Origin of the sequence: Moraxella nasicaprae, assembly GCF_025643275.1 — a bacterium.
Taxonomy (GTDB): domain Bacteria; phylum Pseudomonadota; class Gammaproteobacteria; order Pseudomonadales; family Moraxellaceae; genus Moraxella; species Moraxella nasicaprae.
In genome coordinates, this window is sequence record NZ_CP089977.1 from 59470 (window position 1) to 76903 (window position 17434).

The 17434-nt window shown below is 43.7% G+C and carries 16 protein-coding genes; 10 read left to right on the forward strand and 6 right to left on the reverse strand.

The features are described from left to right. Nucleotides 1-55: 55 nt before the first annotated feature. Together rluB and nrdA are read left to right on the forward strand one after the other, a co-directional pair. Nucleotides 56-997, forward strand: a complete 942-nt coding sequence (gene rluB / locus LU297_RS00315) for a 23S rRNA pseudouridine(2605) synthase RluB (protein WP_263076438.1) — start codon at nucleotides 56-58, stop codon at nucleotides 995-997. Nucleotides 998-1456: 459 nt separating this feature from the next. Next, nucleotides 1457-3733 carry a class 1a ribonucleoside-diphosphate reductase subunit alpha gene (gene nrdA / locus LU297_RS00320; protein WP_263076439.1) on the forward strand — a complete coding sequence of 759 codons (2277 nt, stop codon included), beginning with the start codon at nucleotides 1457-1459 and terminating at the stop codon, nucleotides 3731-3733. Between the two features lie 295 nt (nucleotides 3734-4028). Here nrdA and LU297_RS00325 read toward each other — a convergent pair whose 3' ends face one another. After that, a complete protein-coding gene (locus LU297_RS00325) occupies nucleotides 4029-4793 on the reverse strand; it encodes a DUF481 domain-containing protein (RefSeq protein WP_263076440.1) in 765 nt (254 codons plus the stop codon). A gap of 266 nt (nucleotides 4794-5059) precedes the next feature. Here LU297_RS00325 and LU297_RS00330 point away from each other — a divergent pair, with 266 nt between their 5' ends. Genes LU297_RS00330 through LU297_RS00340 form a run of 3 tightly spaced genes read left to right on the forward strand, consistent with a single transcriptional unit; the run spans nucleotide 5060 to nucleotide 7218 of the window. Beyond that, nucleotides 5060-5392 carry a YbaB/EbfC family nucleoid-associated protein gene (locus LU297_RS00330; protein WP_263076441.1) on the forward strand — a complete coding sequence of 111 codons (333 nt, stop codon included), beginning with the start codon at nucleotides 5060-5062 and terminating at the stop codon, nucleotides 5390-5392. Continuing rightward, on the forward strand, nucleotides 5392-5985 hold the full coding sequence (gene recR, locus LU297_RS00335) for a recombination mediator RecR (RefSeq protein ID WP_263076442.1): 594 nt from the start codon (nucleotides 5392-5394) through the stop codon (nucleotides 5983-5985). The genes LU297_RS00330 and recR overlap by 1 nt, the downstream gene beginning before the upstream one ends. A 12-nt stretch (nucleotides 5986-5997) precedes the next feature. Further along, a complete protein-coding gene (locus tag LU297_RS00340) occupies nucleotides 5998-7218 on the forward strand; it encodes a ribonuclease D (RefSeq protein ID WP_263077402.1) in 1221 nt (406 codons plus the stop codon). 63 nt (nucleotides 7219-7281) lie between these two features. Here the strand turns inward: LU297_RS00340 and LU297_RS00345 are convergent, their stop codons facing one another. The 4 genes from LU297_RS00345 to LU297_RS00360 form a co-directional block, all read right to left on the reverse strand. Beyond that, nucleotides 7282-7983, reverse strand: a complete 702-nt coding sequence (locus LU297_RS00345) for a hypothetical protein (RefSeq protein ID WP_263076443.1) — start codon at nucleotides 7981-7983, stop codon at nucleotides 7282-7284. Then, nucleotides 7980-8312 (reverse strand): 2Fe-2S iron-sulfur cluster-binding protein, encoded by a 333-nt coding sequence (locus tag LU297_RS00350; RefSeq protein WP_263076444.1) that lies wholly within the window; start codon nucleotides 8310-8312, stop codon nucleotides 7980-7982. The genes LU297_RS00345 and LU297_RS00350 overlap by 4 nt, the downstream gene beginning before the upstream one ends. Nucleotides 8313-8362: 50 nt before the next feature. Next, nucleotides 8363-9493, reverse strand: a complete 1131-nt coding sequence (nrdB, locus tag LU297_RS00355; RefSeq protein WP_263076445.1) for a class Ia ribonucleoside-diphosphate reductase subunit beta — start codon at nucleotides 9491-9493, stop codon at nucleotides 8363-8365. A gap of 187 nt (nucleotides 9494-9680) precedes the next feature. Further along, nucleotides 9681-10931: an O-succinylhomoserine sulfhydrylase gene (locus LU297_RS00360; RefSeq protein ID WP_263076446.1), complete on the reverse strand. Its 1251-nt coding sequence runs from the start codon at nucleotides 10929-10931 to the stop codon at nucleotides 9681-9683. A 244-nt stretch (nucleotides 10932-11175) separates the two neighbouring features. Between LU297_RS00360 and LU297_RS00365 the strand changes: the two genes are divergently transcribed. From LU297_RS00365 to LU297_RS00385, 5 genes are all read left to right on the forward strand, one after another. Beyond that, nucleotides 11176-12225, forward strand: coding sequence for a sulfate ABC transporter substrate-binding protein (locus LU297_RS00365; protein ID WP_263076447.1), 1050 nt, complete (start codon nucleotides 11176-11178; stop codon nucleotides 12223-12225). A 159-nt stretch (nucleotides 12226-12384) separates the two neighbouring features. Next, complete coding sequence (gene cysT / locus LU297_RS00370; RefSeq protein WP_263077403.1) at nucleotides 12385-13269, forward strand: sulfate ABC transporter permease subunit CysT; 885 nt, start codon at nucleotides 12385-12387, stop codon at nucleotides 13267-13269. Nucleotides 13270-13279: 10 nt separating this feature from the next. After that, nucleotides 13280-14122 carry a sulfate ABC transporter permease subunit CysW gene (cysW, locus tag LU297_RS00375; RefSeq protein WP_263076448.1) on the forward strand — a complete coding sequence of 281 codons (843 nt, stop codon included), beginning with the start codon at nucleotides 13280-13282 and terminating at the stop codon, nucleotides 14120-14122. A 26-nt stretch (nucleotides 14123-14148) separates the two neighbouring features. Next, entirely contained in the window at nucleotides 14149-14868 is a 720-nt protein-coding gene (locus LU297_RS00380; protein WP_263076449.1) for a sulfate/molybdate ABC transporter ATP-binding protein, read from the forward strand. 89 nt (nucleotides 14869-14957) lie between these two features. Next, a complete protein-coding gene (locus LU297_RS00385; RefSeq protein ID WP_263076450.1) occupies nucleotides 14958-15701 on the forward strand; it encodes a hypothetical protein in 744 nt (247 codons plus the stop codon). A gap of 38 nt (nucleotides 15702-15739) precedes the next feature. Here LU297_RS00385 and LU297_RS00390 read toward each other — a convergent pair whose 3' ends face one another. Further along, on the reverse strand, nucleotides 15740-17434 hold the full coding sequence (locus LU297_RS00390; protein ID WP_263076451.1) for an amino acid ABC transporter ATP-binding/permease protein: 1695 nt from the start codon (nucleotides 17432-17434) through the stop codon (nucleotides 15740-15742).

Sequence of the window (17434 nt, forward strand, 5' to 3'; positions counted from 1 at the left end):
AAGCCATCTTAGCATACATTGAGAAATGTTATTTTCCTAACAGCAGGATTTTTTTATGAACGAACAACTCACCACACAGCAGGATAAACCTGTTGGCGAAAAGCTACAAAAACTACTGGCAAGACTCGGTCTTGGCTCCCGTCGTGGACTAGAAGAAATCATTAAAGCAGGTCGTGTCTCCATCAATGGACAAATCGCCACTTTGGGCGATAGAGCGGTTTTGACCGATGAAATTCGTATTGACGGTCGCCCTGTTCGCCTAAAAGCAGAACGAGAAAAACGCCGCCGTGTCATCGCTTACTATAAGCCTGAGGGCGAGATTTGTTCAACTTCTGACCCAGAGGGTCGCCCTACCGTCTTTGATCGCCTGCCAAAACTGACAGGAGACCGCTGGGTGATGGTTGGTCGTCTGGACATCAACTCATCAGGACTACTGCTATTTACTAACGATGGCGAGCTGGCTCATCGCCTGATGCACCCATCAAGCGAAGTGGTGCGTGAATATGCGGTGCGTGTTTTGGGCGAAGTCACCCCGCAGATTGCCAACAATCTGACCGCTGGGATAGAACTGGATGATGGTTTTGCCAAGTTTGACGACATCAAAGAAGGTGGCGGTGTGGGCGTGAACAAATGGTATCATGTTACCATCAAAGAGGGTCGTAAGCGAGAAGTTCGCCGTATGTTTGACCATCAAGGATTGAAAGTTTCTCGCCTGATTCGCACTCGTTACAGCACAATGATTTTGCCAAAAGAGTTGCGTACAGGTCGTTTTTTGGAGCTTGATGCCAAAGAAATCGGCAAACTGGTGGAATCTGTGGGCTTGCGTCAGCGTCAAGGCACAGGGCTAAATACCGCCACCAAAGAAAAACAAGCAAGAATCCACAAAAAACCGCTCAAATCTCGTGAGGTAAAACGAACTCGCCAAGATAAGAGCAAACGCCCTGCTCAAAAAACAAGCACACCATCACTAAAAAACGCTAAATTTTATAAAATCTAGTAATTTTTCTTAATAATAAAAATGGCAAAGTTCGCTGAGAATTTTGCCATTTTTATTATTATTTTTGCTCAAAAAATGTACATTAAAACTTTGTCAAGTTTAAAAAATCAATCACTTTTTTTGCAATTATATTAGGACTTAATCATCAAAAATATTTTTCTACTCTGTTACAAAAAAGATGGAAAATATTTGCATCGCTTAAAGCCTTGCAGTTGCTACACTTTGCATAAAATCAATGAACAAATCACATTTTTAAAAAAATAACAAGACTTTATTTTTCAAAAAAAATTGTCTATATTGTTGCACCGAATATGGCATTGCACTAGATGTAGTGATTGACTTTTGAGCATGACACATCGATTGATTTTGCCAAAATATCGCCCAACCGATTGAAAAATCATCATTTTCTATACCAAAGAATTAAGTTGATTGAATAAAAAACGAGGACGCAGCTTAGCCATGACACACATTGATCACATCAAAGTAACCAAACGAGATGGTCGCCTAGAAGCCATTGATTATGACAAAATTCATCGTGTCATTAATTGGGCGGCAGAAGGCTTGAACAATGTTTCAGTTTCTCAAGTAGAACTAAAATCACATATTCAGTTTTATGATGGGATTCGCAGCCGTGATATTCACGAAACCATCATCAAAGCAGCAGCAGATTTGATTTCATCACAAACGCCAGATTATCAGTACTTGGCGGCTCGTTTGGCAATTTTTCACCTAAGAAAGATTGCTTATGGTGAATTTGAACCACCGCATTTATATGACCATGTCAAAAAACTGACCGAAGCTGGCAAATATGATAAGCATATTTTGCAAGATTATACGAAAGCAGAATTTGACGAACTTAATGATTATATCGATCATGGTCGTGATATGAATCTTGCCTATGCTGCTGTTGAGCAAATGATGGGCAAATATCTGGTGCAAGATCGTGTCACCAAGCAAGTGTTTGAAAGCCCACAATTTTTGTACATCTTGGTGGGTATGTGCCTATTTGCCAGCTACGACAAATCGGTACGATTAGACTTCGTCAAGCGTTTTTATGACGCCACTTCCAATTTTTATATTTCTTTGCCAACACCGATTATGGCAGGTGTTCGTACACCAACTCGCCAATTTAGCTCGTGCGTACTGATTGAGTGTGGCGACAGCTTGGACAGCATCAATGCCACAACATCAGCAATCGTCCGCTATGTCTCACAGCGTGCTGGTATCGGTGTGAATGCTGGGGCAATTCGTGCTTTGGGCAGTCCTATTCGTGGCGGAGAAGCACAGCATACAGGGTGCATTCCATTTTTTAAAATGTTCCAAGCGGCGGTCAAATCATGCAGCCAAGGCGGTGTGCGAGGAGGAGCGGCGACTTTATTTTATCCTTTGTGGCATTTGGAAATTGAGAGTCTGCTTGTTCTAAAAAACAACCGTGGCGTTGAAGATAACCGTGTTCGTCACATGGACTACGGGGTGCAGATTAACAGACTGATGTACACCAGACTGATTAAAGGCGAGCAAATCACCCTATTTTCGCCATCAGATGTACCTGGATTGTACGAGGCATTCTTTGCCAACCAAGAAGAATTTGAACGCTTATACACCAAGTATGAAGCGGATAGTAGTGTGCGTAAACGCAGTATCCCTGCCCGTGATTTGTTCAGCCTAATGCTTCAAGAGCGTGCATCAACAGGTCGTATCTATATCCAAAATGTCGATCATTGCAACACGCACAGCCCATTTGACCCAACGGTTGCACCAATCCGTCAATCCAACCTGTGTATGGAGATTGCTCTACCAACCACACCACTAAACAACATCAATGATGAAAATGGCGAAATTGCTCTGTGTACACTGTCTGCCATCAACTTGGGCAAAATCGAAAAGCTGCAAGACATGCAAGAACCTGCCGAGTTGATTGTGCGAGCGTTGGACGCCTTGCTTGATTATCAAGATTATCCTGTGGCGGCCGCCAAAAAAGGTAGTCTAAATCGCCGCACTTTGGGCGTGGGTGTGATTAACTACGCTTATTATTTGGCAAAAAATGGCACTCGTTATTCAGACAATGCCGCCTTAGGTTTGACGCATCGCACTTTTGAAGCATTGCAGTATTATCTGCTGCAAGCCTCAAACAAACTCGCCAAAGAATTGGGGGCTTGTCCATGGTTTGACCAAACCAATTACAGCAAAGGCATTTTACCGATTGACCATTACAAAAAAGATTTGGATAGCATTTGTCATGAGCCCTTGCATCTGGATTGGGAAACGCTGCGTCAAGAAATTAAGACGCACGGACTTCGCAATTCGACACTATCAGCCTTGATGCCATCAGAGACCAGCTCACAAATTGCCAATGCAACCAACGGCATTGAGCCACCACGAGGACTGGTATCCATCAAGGCATCAAAAGACGGTATTTTAAAGCAAGTAGTGCCAGAAATCGAAAAATACGCTCAACAATACGAGCTTTTATGGAATATTCCTGACAATGCTGGCTATTTACGCTTGGTTGGTATCATGCAAAAATTCATCGACCAATCAATCTCAGCAAATACCAACTATGACCCTGCCAAATTTGAGGGCAACAAAGTACCGATGAAAGTGCTTATCCAAGACCTCTTGACTGCTTATAAGTTTGGCGTAAAAACTCTATACTATCACAATACTCGTGATGGTGCTGATGATAGCCAAGACGACTTGGATGGCGACTGCCCAAGTGGTGCGTGCAAAATCTAATCAAAAAAATCACACTTCGTTTGGAGTGTGATTTTTTATGATGAATACACTGGCTATGTTGATGATGTATCATGATAAATTAGATAAATCACACACAAGATTTATAAAGCAGGCAAACGCTGGTTTTGTCAGCCAATAATCCATGACATTGTGATTGGTATGCTTCTAAAAGTACGCTTTTTGACCATCGTGTGATACCTCATCATCAAAAAAAACCAGTCGTCATTTATCAAACTGTTAGCCATAAAAAACAAGCCCCAATATGGAGCTTGTTTTTTTATGAGCTGATTTGATATTAGTGCTTGTAGCGAATACCAAATGACGCCAATGAAATACGGCTGTCACCAGAATCAGCACTGATGTCTTTGATGCTGTAACTTGCCACACCAGCGATGCGGTCAGTTAGGTCAGCACTCAAAGAAGTGCGTGAACGCAAAGTGCGTGAATCTTTACCAAATTCATAGCCCAAATCTTGGTTGAAACGCACGGTTGGGTTGATTTGGTATTCATAGAAAGCTGCAACAGTACCGATGGCTTCGTTGTGCTTGTCATGTGGTGCATAGCGTTCTTTGCTATGGCGATAACCAGCACCAATCTCAGCAGTCAATGATTGACGGCTGTCTTTTAAAATGTCCATACCAAGACCTGCGGTGGCAGTCGCTTGATAGTCGAACGCACTACCCAAGTCTTTTTCGCCAGCCAACTGTGCAAATTGATAAACAGTTGGTGAGCTTCTGTGCAGAACCTTACCAGACAGATAGTATTGCTCAGTGTTGGTGGTTGATGCGTCATCATTTGAGCTGATGGCTTGGGCACGAACTTCTTGACCCCAAACACCTTGTTGGCGTTGGAATAGTAGGTTAGCATTTAGGTTTTCTTTGGTGGTTTTTGAAGTATCGTTTTTGGTTTGGTTTACCGAAAAGCCAACATCGCCTTCTAGACGGAAGTTTTTGCCCGCTTCTACGGCAACAGCACCGGTTTGGGTGCGAGTTGGACCAAGGTCAGCAAAAGCTGTGGTAGCGGTAGTCAATGCCATAGCGGCAACAAGTAATTTTTTCATAAGTTTTCTCCTAATTATTCCATCTAATGACGGAATGACTGCCATTATAGATAAAAATCTGCCAAAGTCTATGATTTTAATAAAAGCTCAACAAAAGTATAAAAAATGACACAATTTCCCCAAAGCATAGGCTTGACGATTTTGAAATATTATGAAACAAATTATAAAATTGATTAAAAATCAATCACTTAGTTAGTGTTTGTTTACACCGTTTTATGATGTGTTATAATAAGCCATCTTTTGTTCATTTCTAAGGAATCATCATTATGAATATCCAAGCTTTAATGCAACAAGCCCAAGCCATGCAAAAACAGGTCGAAAAAAATGTCGAATCTGCCAAAGCCAGCCTTGCCACCAAAGAAGTACAAGGCGAAGCAGGTAATGGCTTGGTTAAAGTAACCATGACGGGTCGCCATGTCGTCAAACGCCTATCGATTGACCCAAGTTTGATGGGTGATGAGCCTGATATGATTGAAGATTTGGTGGCGGCTGCCGTGAATGATGCGGTTCGTCAAGCAGATGCTTTGCACGAAGAAGTCATGGCAAGTGCGACATCAAGCATGGGTTTACCGCCAAGCATTAAGGGCTTGTTTGGTTAATGCTGACCCCAAAACTAGATAGACTCATCAAAGAGTTGCAAATCCTGCCCAGCGTTGGACAAAAATCTGCTCAGCGTATGGCGTTGCACTTATTGAGTAAAAAACGCAATCAAGGCATTGCACTGGCAGCCGCTTTGGAACAAGCGATGAGAGAAATAATCGAGTGTCGCCGCTGCCATTCGTTCAGTGATGATGACCTATGCCCCATCTGTGCCGATGCCCGTCGTGATGACCGACTGCTTTGCGTGGTCGAAAATGCCACCGATGTCATGGCAATCGAACAAAGTGGGGCTTATCGTGGACGATATTTTGTGCTGGGCGGTCATCTATCGCCCATCGATGGCATCAATGCCGATGATTTGCATATTGATGAGTTGATTTTTTTGCTCAAAACTCATGCCGTTGAAGAACTGATTTTGGCAACAGGTTCAACTGTCGAGGGGCAGACCACCGCCTTTTTCATCAGCGAGGCCGCCAAGCCTTTTGTCCAAAAAATCACACGATTGGCACAAGGCATTCCGATGGGGGGTGAGCTAGAATATGTTGATAGCCTTACGCTCAATCAAGCCTTGCAAAATCGTGGCTCCATGTAGTAGTTGATTGTGATGACTGAACACACCGCTTTTACCTTTCCAAACATTGATTTTGACACTCGTCAGGTTGATGACCTGCCCGTCATTTGGGTAGATACACCCACTACTTTGGCACAACTGGTCGATGAAATCGATGAAGTTGAAGTGGTTGGGCTAGACACCGAGTTCATCAAACGCACCACTTATTATCCGATTTTGGCATTGGTGCAAGTCAATACAGGCAAGGCAATTTATTTGGTTGATGCCCCAAAACTTGATTTAAGCCAATTTTGGCAAGCACTAAGCGAAGTGCCGACCATGGTTTGGTATGCATGTGGCGAGGATTTGGGTATTTTTTATTTATTGGCAAAATGCCCACCATTAACCAATGTGTTTGATGTGCAGATTGGCGTGGCGTATTTGACAGGAATTTTGCAATCAGGGTACAGTCAGGCCATTAGTGAGATTTTGGGCATTTCACTGGATAAGGGCGAGAGTCAATCTGATTGGCTTGCCAGACCGCTGAGCGAAGAACAGCGAAATTATGCCATCAATGATGTGAAATATTTGCTGGCTTTGTACGAGGTGGTCAAAGATACATTACAGCAACGAGGGATTTTGGCATGTGCCAGCGAAGATGCCCTATCCTATGCCAAAGAATTGCACACACTCCATAACACACCAGATGACCAGCTGTACTTGGATTTGGTTGCACCTCTCTATACCAGAAGACAGCTTGCCTTATTGCAACAATTGGTCATTTGGCGAGAACAATTGGCTCGTGCCATCAATGAGCCAAAAACCTTTATCTTGGGTAAGCAGGCTTTGCGAGAAATCATTCAAGATGAGCCAAGTAGCATCAAAAACCTTGCCAAAACCACCATCAATCGTGGCACATTGCGGCGTTATGGCGATGAAATCGTGCGAATCGTCCATCAAGTTGCTCAAATGCCTGAGGATAAGCTACCGCCCTTGCCCGCTCCTACTTATCATAGCAAAAATAAGCCTTTTAAAAATGCTCTTCATCAAGCGATTGATGAATACAGTCAGGCTCATCTAATTCCTGCCAATCTGTTGCTAAAAAATCGCTGGATTAATCAATTACTGCTCTTGGTGGCTTATGATGGAGATTTGCAAGAGTTGCCCATTGAACTACAAGGCTATCGACACGACTGGATTGTCCAGACGATAATGCCTTTACTTGGTAATTACAAAGAACAGATTTTGCAAGTATTTCAAACACCCCCAGCATAATTAGCATCATCTTTATCAAAAAAATACGCCATCAAACTCAGATGGCGTGTTTTTTGTTCAAGATTATTGGGATAATAGCTGTTCAAGCAGGGCTAAAACGGTAAATTTCTCCATGCCCTTACTACTGATGGTGTAATATTTGTCTTGATGGGCAAATTCTGCACTGTAATAAATCACGCCCTTTTTATCTTGAAAAGATTCCAGACGCACAGGCACATCGCCTATTTTTTCATTGAACAATTCACGCACCAAAGTGATGGGTTGATTTGCCAAAATTTGTTGTTCGCTGATTTCTAATCGTGCTTTGGTATTTGGATTTTCAAATAGCCGATACATACCCGTATATTTTTTATCCAATAACACACCTTGATACTCCCGACCTGTCAGCACAAAACCGCTAGGCAGCATGGTTGTTAGAACAGCTGGCTTAAAAGTCGTGGGTTTTTTACGCCCAAAACGATAGCTCATCTTGGCGTGCGTGGCTCGCTTAAATTGAGTTGTCAGTTCCCCGCCAGTCAAGCTACCCGTATGACGCAATAGATTGGCTTGTCTGTATAATTCTGCTTGATTGTCTAATTGTGAAATATCAACAAAATTAAATAAAACCGTCTGGTCGGTATTATTTAATTCATTTGGGGTTAAAATAACCTGCTCTGCTGGCAACACATCGACCGTTGGCGTGCTATTAAGATAAATCAAGCCAGAAACACCCACAGCACCAATAACTCCTGTGGCGATAAGTAAGCCAATGACCGATTTTTTCATACACCACCTTTTTTGTTGCCAGTATTGGCAAAAAAATCATCAGTAAATGCCACCTGTTGCTCACAAGCAGACTGAGCATAACTAACACGCAATGTGCCTGTCGCTTGACAACAGCATGCCAAAATTTCATCATCTTCGAGCATGGCAATGGGCGTTATTTTATGAATAACATCGCCTGTTTTGGCAAGCACTTTCATGCGACACATACCGCAATAGCCCTCACGACATTCGTAACGAACCTGTTGATGTTGGGTGCGTATCAATCCTTCAAGCACGGTTTCGTTGTCATGCAGATAAAACCGCATTTCATCACTAAATACCCAACCCATTGCACATAATCCAGCTGCTCATCATCATGAGCAAGATGTGAAATTTTTGTTTATAATTCAAAATCGTCCAAATCCACATCATCAAGGTCGGCATCAATCTGACCAACCAAATAAGTGGTAATCTCAGTTTCCTGCGGGGCGACTTGTACATTATCTGATGACAACCAAGCGTTAATCCAAGGGATTGGGTTGGACTTGGTCTCAAAAATGGCTGGCAAACCAATCGCCGCCATGCGAGTATTGGTAATAAACTCAATGTATTGGCATAGAATATCTTTATTAAGACCAATCATCGAACCATCTTTGAATAGATAATCCGCCCAATCTTTTTCTTGTTGGGCAGCGGTACGGAAGATGTCAATTGCTTCCTGTGTGCATTCTTGGGCAATGGCAACCATATCTGGGTCATCTTTGCCTTGACGCATCAGATTGATGATGTGCTGTGTGCCATTAAGATGCAAAGCCTCATCACGAGCAATCATCTTGATGATTTTGGCATTACCCTCCATCACTTTGCGTTCTGCAAAGGCAAATGAGCAAGCAAAAGACACATAAAAACGGATTGCTTCTAGGACATTGACCGCCACGATGCACAGATAGAGTTTTTTCTTGATTTCTTGCAAATCAACCACAATCTCTTTGCCGTTGATGAGATGAGTGCCTGCACCAAACATATTATAATAATTGGATAACTCATAAAGCTCATCATAATATTTGGCAATGTCTTCGGCTCGTGCCAAAATATGCTCATTATCCATGATGTCATCAAAAATGACCGATGGGTCGTTGACGACATTACGAATGATATGGGTATAGCTGCGACTGTGAATGGTTTCGCTAAATGACCAAGTCTCAATCCAAGTTTCAAGCTCTGGGATAGACACAAGGGGCAACAGCACCACATTAGGACTACGCCCTTGAATACTATCAAGCAGGGTTTGATATTTTAGGTTGGATAAGAAAATATGCTGCTCATGCACTGATAAATTGCCAAAATCAATACGGTCACGACTGACATCGATTTCCTCTGGTCGCCAAAAAAATGATAATTGTTTTTCGATGAGTTGTTCAAAAATCGGGTGTTTTTGCTGGTCATAACGAGCCACATTGACAGGTTGCCCAAAAAACATTGGCTCAACCAACACATCATTTTTAGTTTGGCAAAAAATCGAATATTGCATGATTATTCTCTAAATAATTCTTAAAATAAAAGACAAAACCGCCAACAATCATCGGCATCAATGGCAACTCAATGCCAAAAATTGACGGCATTTTATCACAAAAACGCCATCGCTGACAATTTACTATCTTGTTAAATCGTTATCATACCGATTGGTTAAATCAATCAATTCAACCAATCGGTTATCATCATAGCTGATTAAGCCCCCTTGCCAAATCAGCAATAATATCATCCACATTTTCAAGCCCCACCGACAGACGAATTAAGCCATCATTCACACCTGCCTCTACCCTCTGCTCTGGGGTCATTCTAAAATGGGTGGTGGTCGCTGGGTGGGTGATGGTGGTTTTGGCATCGCCTAAGTTATTGGTGATGCTAATCATTTTGGTGCTGTCAATCACTTGCCAAGCCGATGTTTGGTCAGCCACTTCAAAGCCAATAATCGCCCCAAACGCCCCTGTGATTGCCCCACCGCTGACATTTTTTAATGCTGTATGTTGATTTTTGGCAATTTCGTGGCTTTGGTGCGTGGGCAGTCCTGAAAAATGCACCTTTAAAACCTTTGGGTGGTTTTGTAAAAATTCTGCCACACGGTTGGCATTTTCGCAGTGGGCTTTCATACGCAAAGACAGCGTTTCAAGCCCCTTTAACAGCACCCACGCATTAAAGGGCGACAAGCTAATGCCCCCTGTACGCACCACGCCAAAGGCTTTTTCCATTAAGTCATCACAGCCAACCAAAGCCCCACCCAAAACTCGCCCTTGACCATCAATGTATTTACTGGCTGAATGAATGACCACATCCGCCCCAAGCTCTAGGGGCTTTTGAATGGCTGGGGTGGCAAAGCAGTTGTCCACGATAAGCAGTGCCCCATTGTCGTGAGCCAATTTCGCCAAAAATCGCAAATCGGCAATCTGTGCTAAGGGATTGGACGGGCTTTCGCAGTACAAAACTTTGGTGTTATTCTGTATCGCCCTTGCCCAAGCATCATTATCAAAGCAGTCCACATAAGACACTTCCACGCCAAAGGCTTTAAAATAAGTATCAAAGAGTGCCACCGATGAGCCAAAGAGCTGTTTGGCACAAAGCAGATGGTCGCCTGCTTTAAGATAGGCAAGGCACATTGTCAAAATCGCCCCCATACCGCTTGCGGTAGCAACACAGCGTTCACCGCCTTCTAATAGGGCAAGCCGTCTTTCAAAGGCTCGCACGGTGGGGTTGGTATGACGGCTATACACATTGCCTTTTTTATTGCCATTAAAATGGTCGGCAGCATCTTTGGCGGATTTGTACACATAAGAACTTGTGGCAAAAATCGCCTCACTATGCTCGCCCTCATCGGTGCGATGATAACCGCCACGCACGGCAAGGGTTTGTTCAAAAAATCCCAAAGATGGGTCTAGGGCATCGGACTGCCAGTTGGGGTCAAGTTGGGTCATTGTTTTTCTCACATGATGAATGAACGATTGTGTTTAAGCATATCATAATTTGGCAAAAAAATGTACCAAAACCACCATCATTTGCCCAAAATACACGATTTTGACATCAACATCGCTCATTCCAAAATGGAAAATATAAAGTCATTTTTACCACTAGGATTTTAGCGGTTAATTGCGTAAAGTATGGCATATTTGTTACAATGATGACAATGAATTAAACGAGAATATTTTGATAAGGTTTCTTATGACAAAAACAGCTTTTTTTGGCATGACTGTGGCAACAGGTGTGCTAGCATTGACCGCCTGCTCTAACGACAAACCAGCTGAACAATCACCCCAAGCCAGTCAGGGCAGCACCACCGAATTACTCAATGTTTCTTATGATGTGTCTCGTGATTTTTATAAAGAATACAATGAGTTATTTACCAAGCATTATGCCACTGCTGAGCCAGCTGTCAAGCTTAGCATCAAACAATCCCATGGCGGTTCAAGCAAGCAAGCCCTTTCCATCAAAAACGGTCTGCAAGCTGATATTGCCACCATGAATCAAGGGTCAGACATTGAGCTGCTTGCTGATGCCAAATTGGTCGATGCCAACTGGCGTTCTGCCTTTGCCAACAACGCCATTCCTTTTACCAGTACCATCGTATTTTTGGTGCGTCAAGGTAACCCAAAAGGCATCAAAGACTGGCAAGACTTAACCAAATCAGGCACTCAAATCGTCATCGCTAACCCAAAAACCACCGGCAATGGTCGCTACACTTTTTTGGCGGCCTATGGTTATGGTTTGCACACATTTAGCCAAGACGAACAAAAAACCAAAGAATTTGCCAAAGCCTTGATTGGCAATGTCAAGGTCTTTGAAAATGGCGGACGAGCTGCCACCACCACTTTTGCCCAAAGAAATATTGGCGATGTGTTGATTACTTTTGAAAACGAAGCCAATGTCATCAAAGGCAAATTTGGCAACATTGACATCGTGTATCCAAGCTACACCATCAATGCCGAAAACCCTGTGGCAGTCGTCAAATCGGTCACCGATAATAAAGGCACAACCAAAGTCGCCACTGATTATCTGGCTCATTTATACAGCGATGAAGCTCAGGAACTTGCTGCCAAATTTTATTTGCGTCCAAGCAATCCAGAGATTTTGGCAAAATACAGCAAACAGTTCCCTGCCATGCAAACTTTCTTCCCAACCGAAGTGTTTGGCGATTGGGCAAGCATCATGAAAACCTATTTTAGCGACGGTGGTGTGTACGACTCGCTTGCCACCCAAGCCCAGCAGCCATAATTTGATTGTTTTTGCAAAAAATCAGTCAAATTGTTTGGCTGGTTTTTTGCTATGACCGACAAGCTGATTAAAAGCCATCTCAATTTACCATCAGGTCATGCTCATCGCTCTATTTTTCATCGTGTACTTGATGAATCAATCATGTTATTTAGGTGCATTATGCAACACGCTTCATCATCAACCATCTCAAAAAATCGCCCACGCCGTGTGATGCCATTTTTTGGGCTAAGCATGGGTATCAGTATTTTTGCGTTGTCCTTATTGGTCATATTGCCTTTTGCGATGATGATTTTGACCACCCTACAAATGGGCGTTGGGGAAATTATTCAGACCATTTTTGAACCACAGGTATTTGCTGCCATCAAGTTGTCCTTGACAATGGCAGCCTTAGCGACGATGACCAACCTCATTTTTGGTACGCTGATTGCTTGGGTTTTGGTGCGTTACGAATTTTGGGGAAAATCACTCATTAATGCCTTAGTGGATTTACCATTTGCCCTGCCAACTGCGGTCACTGGCATTGCATTGGCGACTTTGTATGCACCAAACGGTCTGTTTGGGCAATGGTTTGCCAGCTTAGGTATGTGGCTGATTGGCAAGCCCATTCAGATTGCTTTTACTCCGATTGGTATTTGGCTGGCATTGGTGGTGGTGAGCTTTCCATTCATCGTGCGTGCCGTTCAGCCTGTACTGGCGGAACTGTCCAGTGAATATGAAGAAGCCGCAGCGGTGATGGGTGCTGGACGATGGACGATTTTTCGTAGAGTGATTTTGCCAGAGATTACCCCTGCCATGCTGATTGGTGCAGGCATGATGTTCGCTCGTGCCACAGGCGAATATGGCTCGGTGATTTTTATCGCAGGCAACATCCCCATGCAATCAGAAATACTACCGCTCATCATCATCTCAAAATTAGAACAATTTGATGTGGCGGCAGCGTCTTGTGTTGCTTTATTTATGTTATTGATTTCATTGGTGATTTTATTTGCCATCAACTTTGCCCAATGGAAATTATCCGCCCGACTTGGGGCAAAAACCAACTAAGAGAACCACCATGAGTACACCCAACCGACCTTATCAACACTCCCCTGCCACTCGTGATGCTCTTTGGGTGCGATGGCTACTGATTTTTGTGGCGATGATTTTTGTGGCGATGATGCTGGTTGTGCCTTTGGTGTCGGTATTTTATGAAGCACTCAAAGACGGCTGGCAAGCCTATCAATCAGCCATCACAGAACCAGATAGCCTATCCGCCATTCGTTTGACGCTCCTGACCACGGCGATTATTTTGCCCATCAATACCATCATCGGTGTGGCATTGGCATATCTGATTACTCGTCACAAATTTCGTGGCAAATTCATCATCACTACCCTGCTGGATTTACCATTTGCCGTATCGCCTGTGGTGGCAGGATTGATGTTTGTACTGCTATTTGGGGCAAATACTGTCTTGGGCGGGTTTTTTGAAAGCATCGGTATCCAGATTATCTTTGCCACCACAGGCATCGTATTAGCCACCTTGTTTGTCACTTTTCCGTTCATTGCTCGTGAACTGATTCCATTGATGCAAGCACAAGGGGATAGCGAAGAGGAGGCTGCCTTGACGCTAGGTGCTAATGGCTGGCAAATGTTTTGGAAAGTTACCCTACCCAACATCAAATGGGCATTGCTCTATGGCATCATTTTGACCAATGCCCGTGCGATGGGCGAGTTTGGTGCGGTCAGCGTGGTATCAGGACATATTCGTGGGGAAACCAACACCATGCCTTTGATGATTGAAATTGCTTATAATGAATATGCGTTTACGCTGGCATTTGCCCTATCTAGTCTATTGGCATTATTAGCATTATTGACATTGCTGGTTCAGCGATTGATGAATCATCAGCAAAAACATTAAATTTTTTACACCACTTAGAAAACATCATGAACATTCAGCTACAACACATTCACAAAAGTTTTGGCAACTTTACCGCCTTGCACGACATCAATCTTACCATCAAAAGCGGACAACTAACCACACTGCTAGGTCCGTCAGGTTGCGGCAAGACCACGCTACTTCGCATCATTGCAGGTTTGGAAAATGCCGAACGAGGTCGGATTATGTTTGATGAACAGGACATGACCGACATTCCCGTCCAAAAGCGAGGCATTGGCTTTGTATTTCAGCAATACGCCCTATTTCGCCATCAAACCGTTGCTCAAAATATCGCTTTTGGTTTGACTTTATTACCCAAAGACAAAAGACTCTCGCCTCAACAAATCGCTCATCGTGTCGATGAATTATTGACATTAGTGCAATTATCACACACCAAAGACCGCTATCCGCATGAGCTATCAGGCGGTCAAAGACAGCGTATCGCCCTTGCAAGAGCCTTAGCAACTAACCCTAAATTACTACTACTGGACGAGCCGTTTGGTGCATTGGACGCCAAAGTCCGCAAAGAACTTCGTCAATCCCTAAAAAACATTCAGCAAGAAATTGGCATCACCAGCATCATGGTAACGCACGACCAAGAGGAAGCTCATGCCGTCTCTGACCAAATCGTCATCATGAATCACGGTCAGATTGAGCAGATTGGTTCGCCTGATGAGCTATTTCGCCAGCCAAATAGCGATTTTGTGGTGGATTTTTTGGGATTATAGAGCATTAATTTTTTACCAATAGATACATAAGATTTCCCCAAAGTGCTAATTTTTTTGTTACAATGGGGAAATTTTATTTGATTATGCTTATGGATACGCCAACTCATCTTGATTCAACAGACGCACCATCACCCTTTTTATTAGAAAACCTATTGTTTGGCTGGCAACAAACGCTTGGCAATATCAAGCACAGCTATGCCACCACTGCTGATAACCTGATTGATGAGTTTTTACTCACCATCAGTCAAGCACAAATCAATGATGCCCTATACCAATACGTGGTTCGCAATGTCAAAATGTTGCACCATCTGCACCTTGATTTGCATGAGGATTATTTACGCCTAACCTGCACGGTTGATGTGATGGGTATTTATGCAACCGTCGCCAGTGATTTTCAATTGGTACAAATCCAGCTTAATAAACACAGCCAACGCCTTGTTCTTAAACAAATCAGCCCAACCGATGTGCTAGAATTACATACTCGCACTTGGTATCAAGCACCGTTGGCACGATTTGCTGTTGGGGCTTATCGTGCGTTATTGAGAAAAGACCCTCTGCCGTTTATTCTAAGCAGCATTAAAATCAAAGGCATGCCATTCACCGAACATAAAGGCAATGTCATCTATCTTGAAATCGGTCGCTGGCTAACCAAGATAGACAAATTTGCCGACATCATTCGCCGTGTGCAAGTCAATCATGGCATCTTAAAAGACGAACAACTCTTATTAAGATTGCAACCCAATTTTGGCGAGATTTTGAGTTTTGGCGACCCTAATGACGACATCATCACCGACAAAGACAAACCAAAAATTGACGAACACACCGCCAGTTAAATAAAAAAAGCACTTAATCTGATTAAGTGCTTTTTTGTTCATACACCAATGGTGAGTGTCTGCACATCGCCCATCTCTTGCCAACGCTGATGTGTGCTGATGATGAGTAGCCCAATTCTGCCCTGCTGCTTGGCGTATAGCAAATTTTGCCACAACAGCTGACGAGTGGCATCATCAAGTCCAGCAAATGGCTCATCAAGCAACAACACCTGCTTGGGAGATAACAGTAGGCGTGCCAAAGCGATGCGTCTGGCTTGCCCGCCAGAAACCGCCATGCCATACTCTCCTAAGGGCGTTGCCAAGCCTTTTGGTTGCTGACCAAGCCAATCACCCAAACCCACTTGTGTCAGCACAGCACGCAGCTCATCATCGCTGGCGTTCATCTTGCCAAGTCGTAAATTATCCGCTAGGGTTTGGTCAAAAATATCCACCGTCTGACCCAAAAAACCTAATTGACCAGCAAAATCAATCTGTTGCCAGTCTTGTTGCTGTATTGAATCAACCAGCTGTATCCGACCGCCCACCAAAGGATACTCCCCTGCCAATGTGTGTAGCAAGGTGGACTTACCCGCACCTGATACACCTTGAATCAAGCAGGGGCAAGCAAAGTCAATCACGGCATTTAGCGTGGCGATGGGCGTATTAGCCGTTGGTGCTTTCATGATGGCATCATCAATGCGTATCTGTGCCTGACCGACAGTGGTAGTCAAAGGCGTCTTAACAACAGCTGTTGGTTGCATCAGTAGTTCATTAAGGCGGGTTTTGGCAACCAAACTTCTGCCCAATGCTAAGGGTTCAGCCAGTAGATTCTGAGCAAATTCATTGATGCCAAACACCCCTAGCACCATCGCCAATACTAAGGCAGGACTAAGATAAGGATAGTTATTTAAAGTTTGCTTAGTAAATGGCACAACATCGGTCAATAATGCCGACTTTGCCAGCCAAAGTAGTGATACCACCACCAAGATGATGATGATTTGCACCAATAGTAATGACATTCGCCGAAGCAAGTGTGTGCGTCTCTGCACCGCCACATAAGTGTCATCAAGTGCTGCAAATGCCTGTACCGTATCTTGCCAACGATGCCATAAAATCAGCTGTGTCAAAGCTGGCATTGTATCTAGCAGCTTGCTTTTTCTTTGTTCTAATAATTGGCTTTCTTGTGTTGCCAATGCCAAGCCAAGCCAATGGGTAACGCCTGCCACCACAAGCATTAGGCTTAATATCGCCACCGACCATACCGCACTTGGCAAGATAAGAAAAATCGCACCGCCCACCGCCAGCAATGCCATTATAAGCATCAGCCAAGGCGACAATACTCGTAGCACAAACTCATTTAGCACATCGATGTCTTTGACCAAGCGGTGCATTTTTTGGCTACTGCTACCCTGATTTCTTTGGGCAAAATCAAGTTTTGCCCATTGCCCAAAAAACTTCACTCGCAAGGATTTTAGCAAATCAAACACCAGATGATGCGACATCATCAAATCGCCATAACGCCCCAGCGTGCGAATGATGGCAAAATAGCGAATGATACCAGCAGGTAGCATATAATTAAAAAAATGCCCACCCAACGCAACCATGCCAGCCGTCGCTGACATCGTGATGAACCAGCCAGACACCATGCCCAAGCCCAATATCGCCCAAGTAGTAACGATACCCAGTAACCAAGCAAAGCACCACAGCCATAGTCGGTGCGTGATGAGTTGTCGTAGAGCAAATGTTTGTTTCAT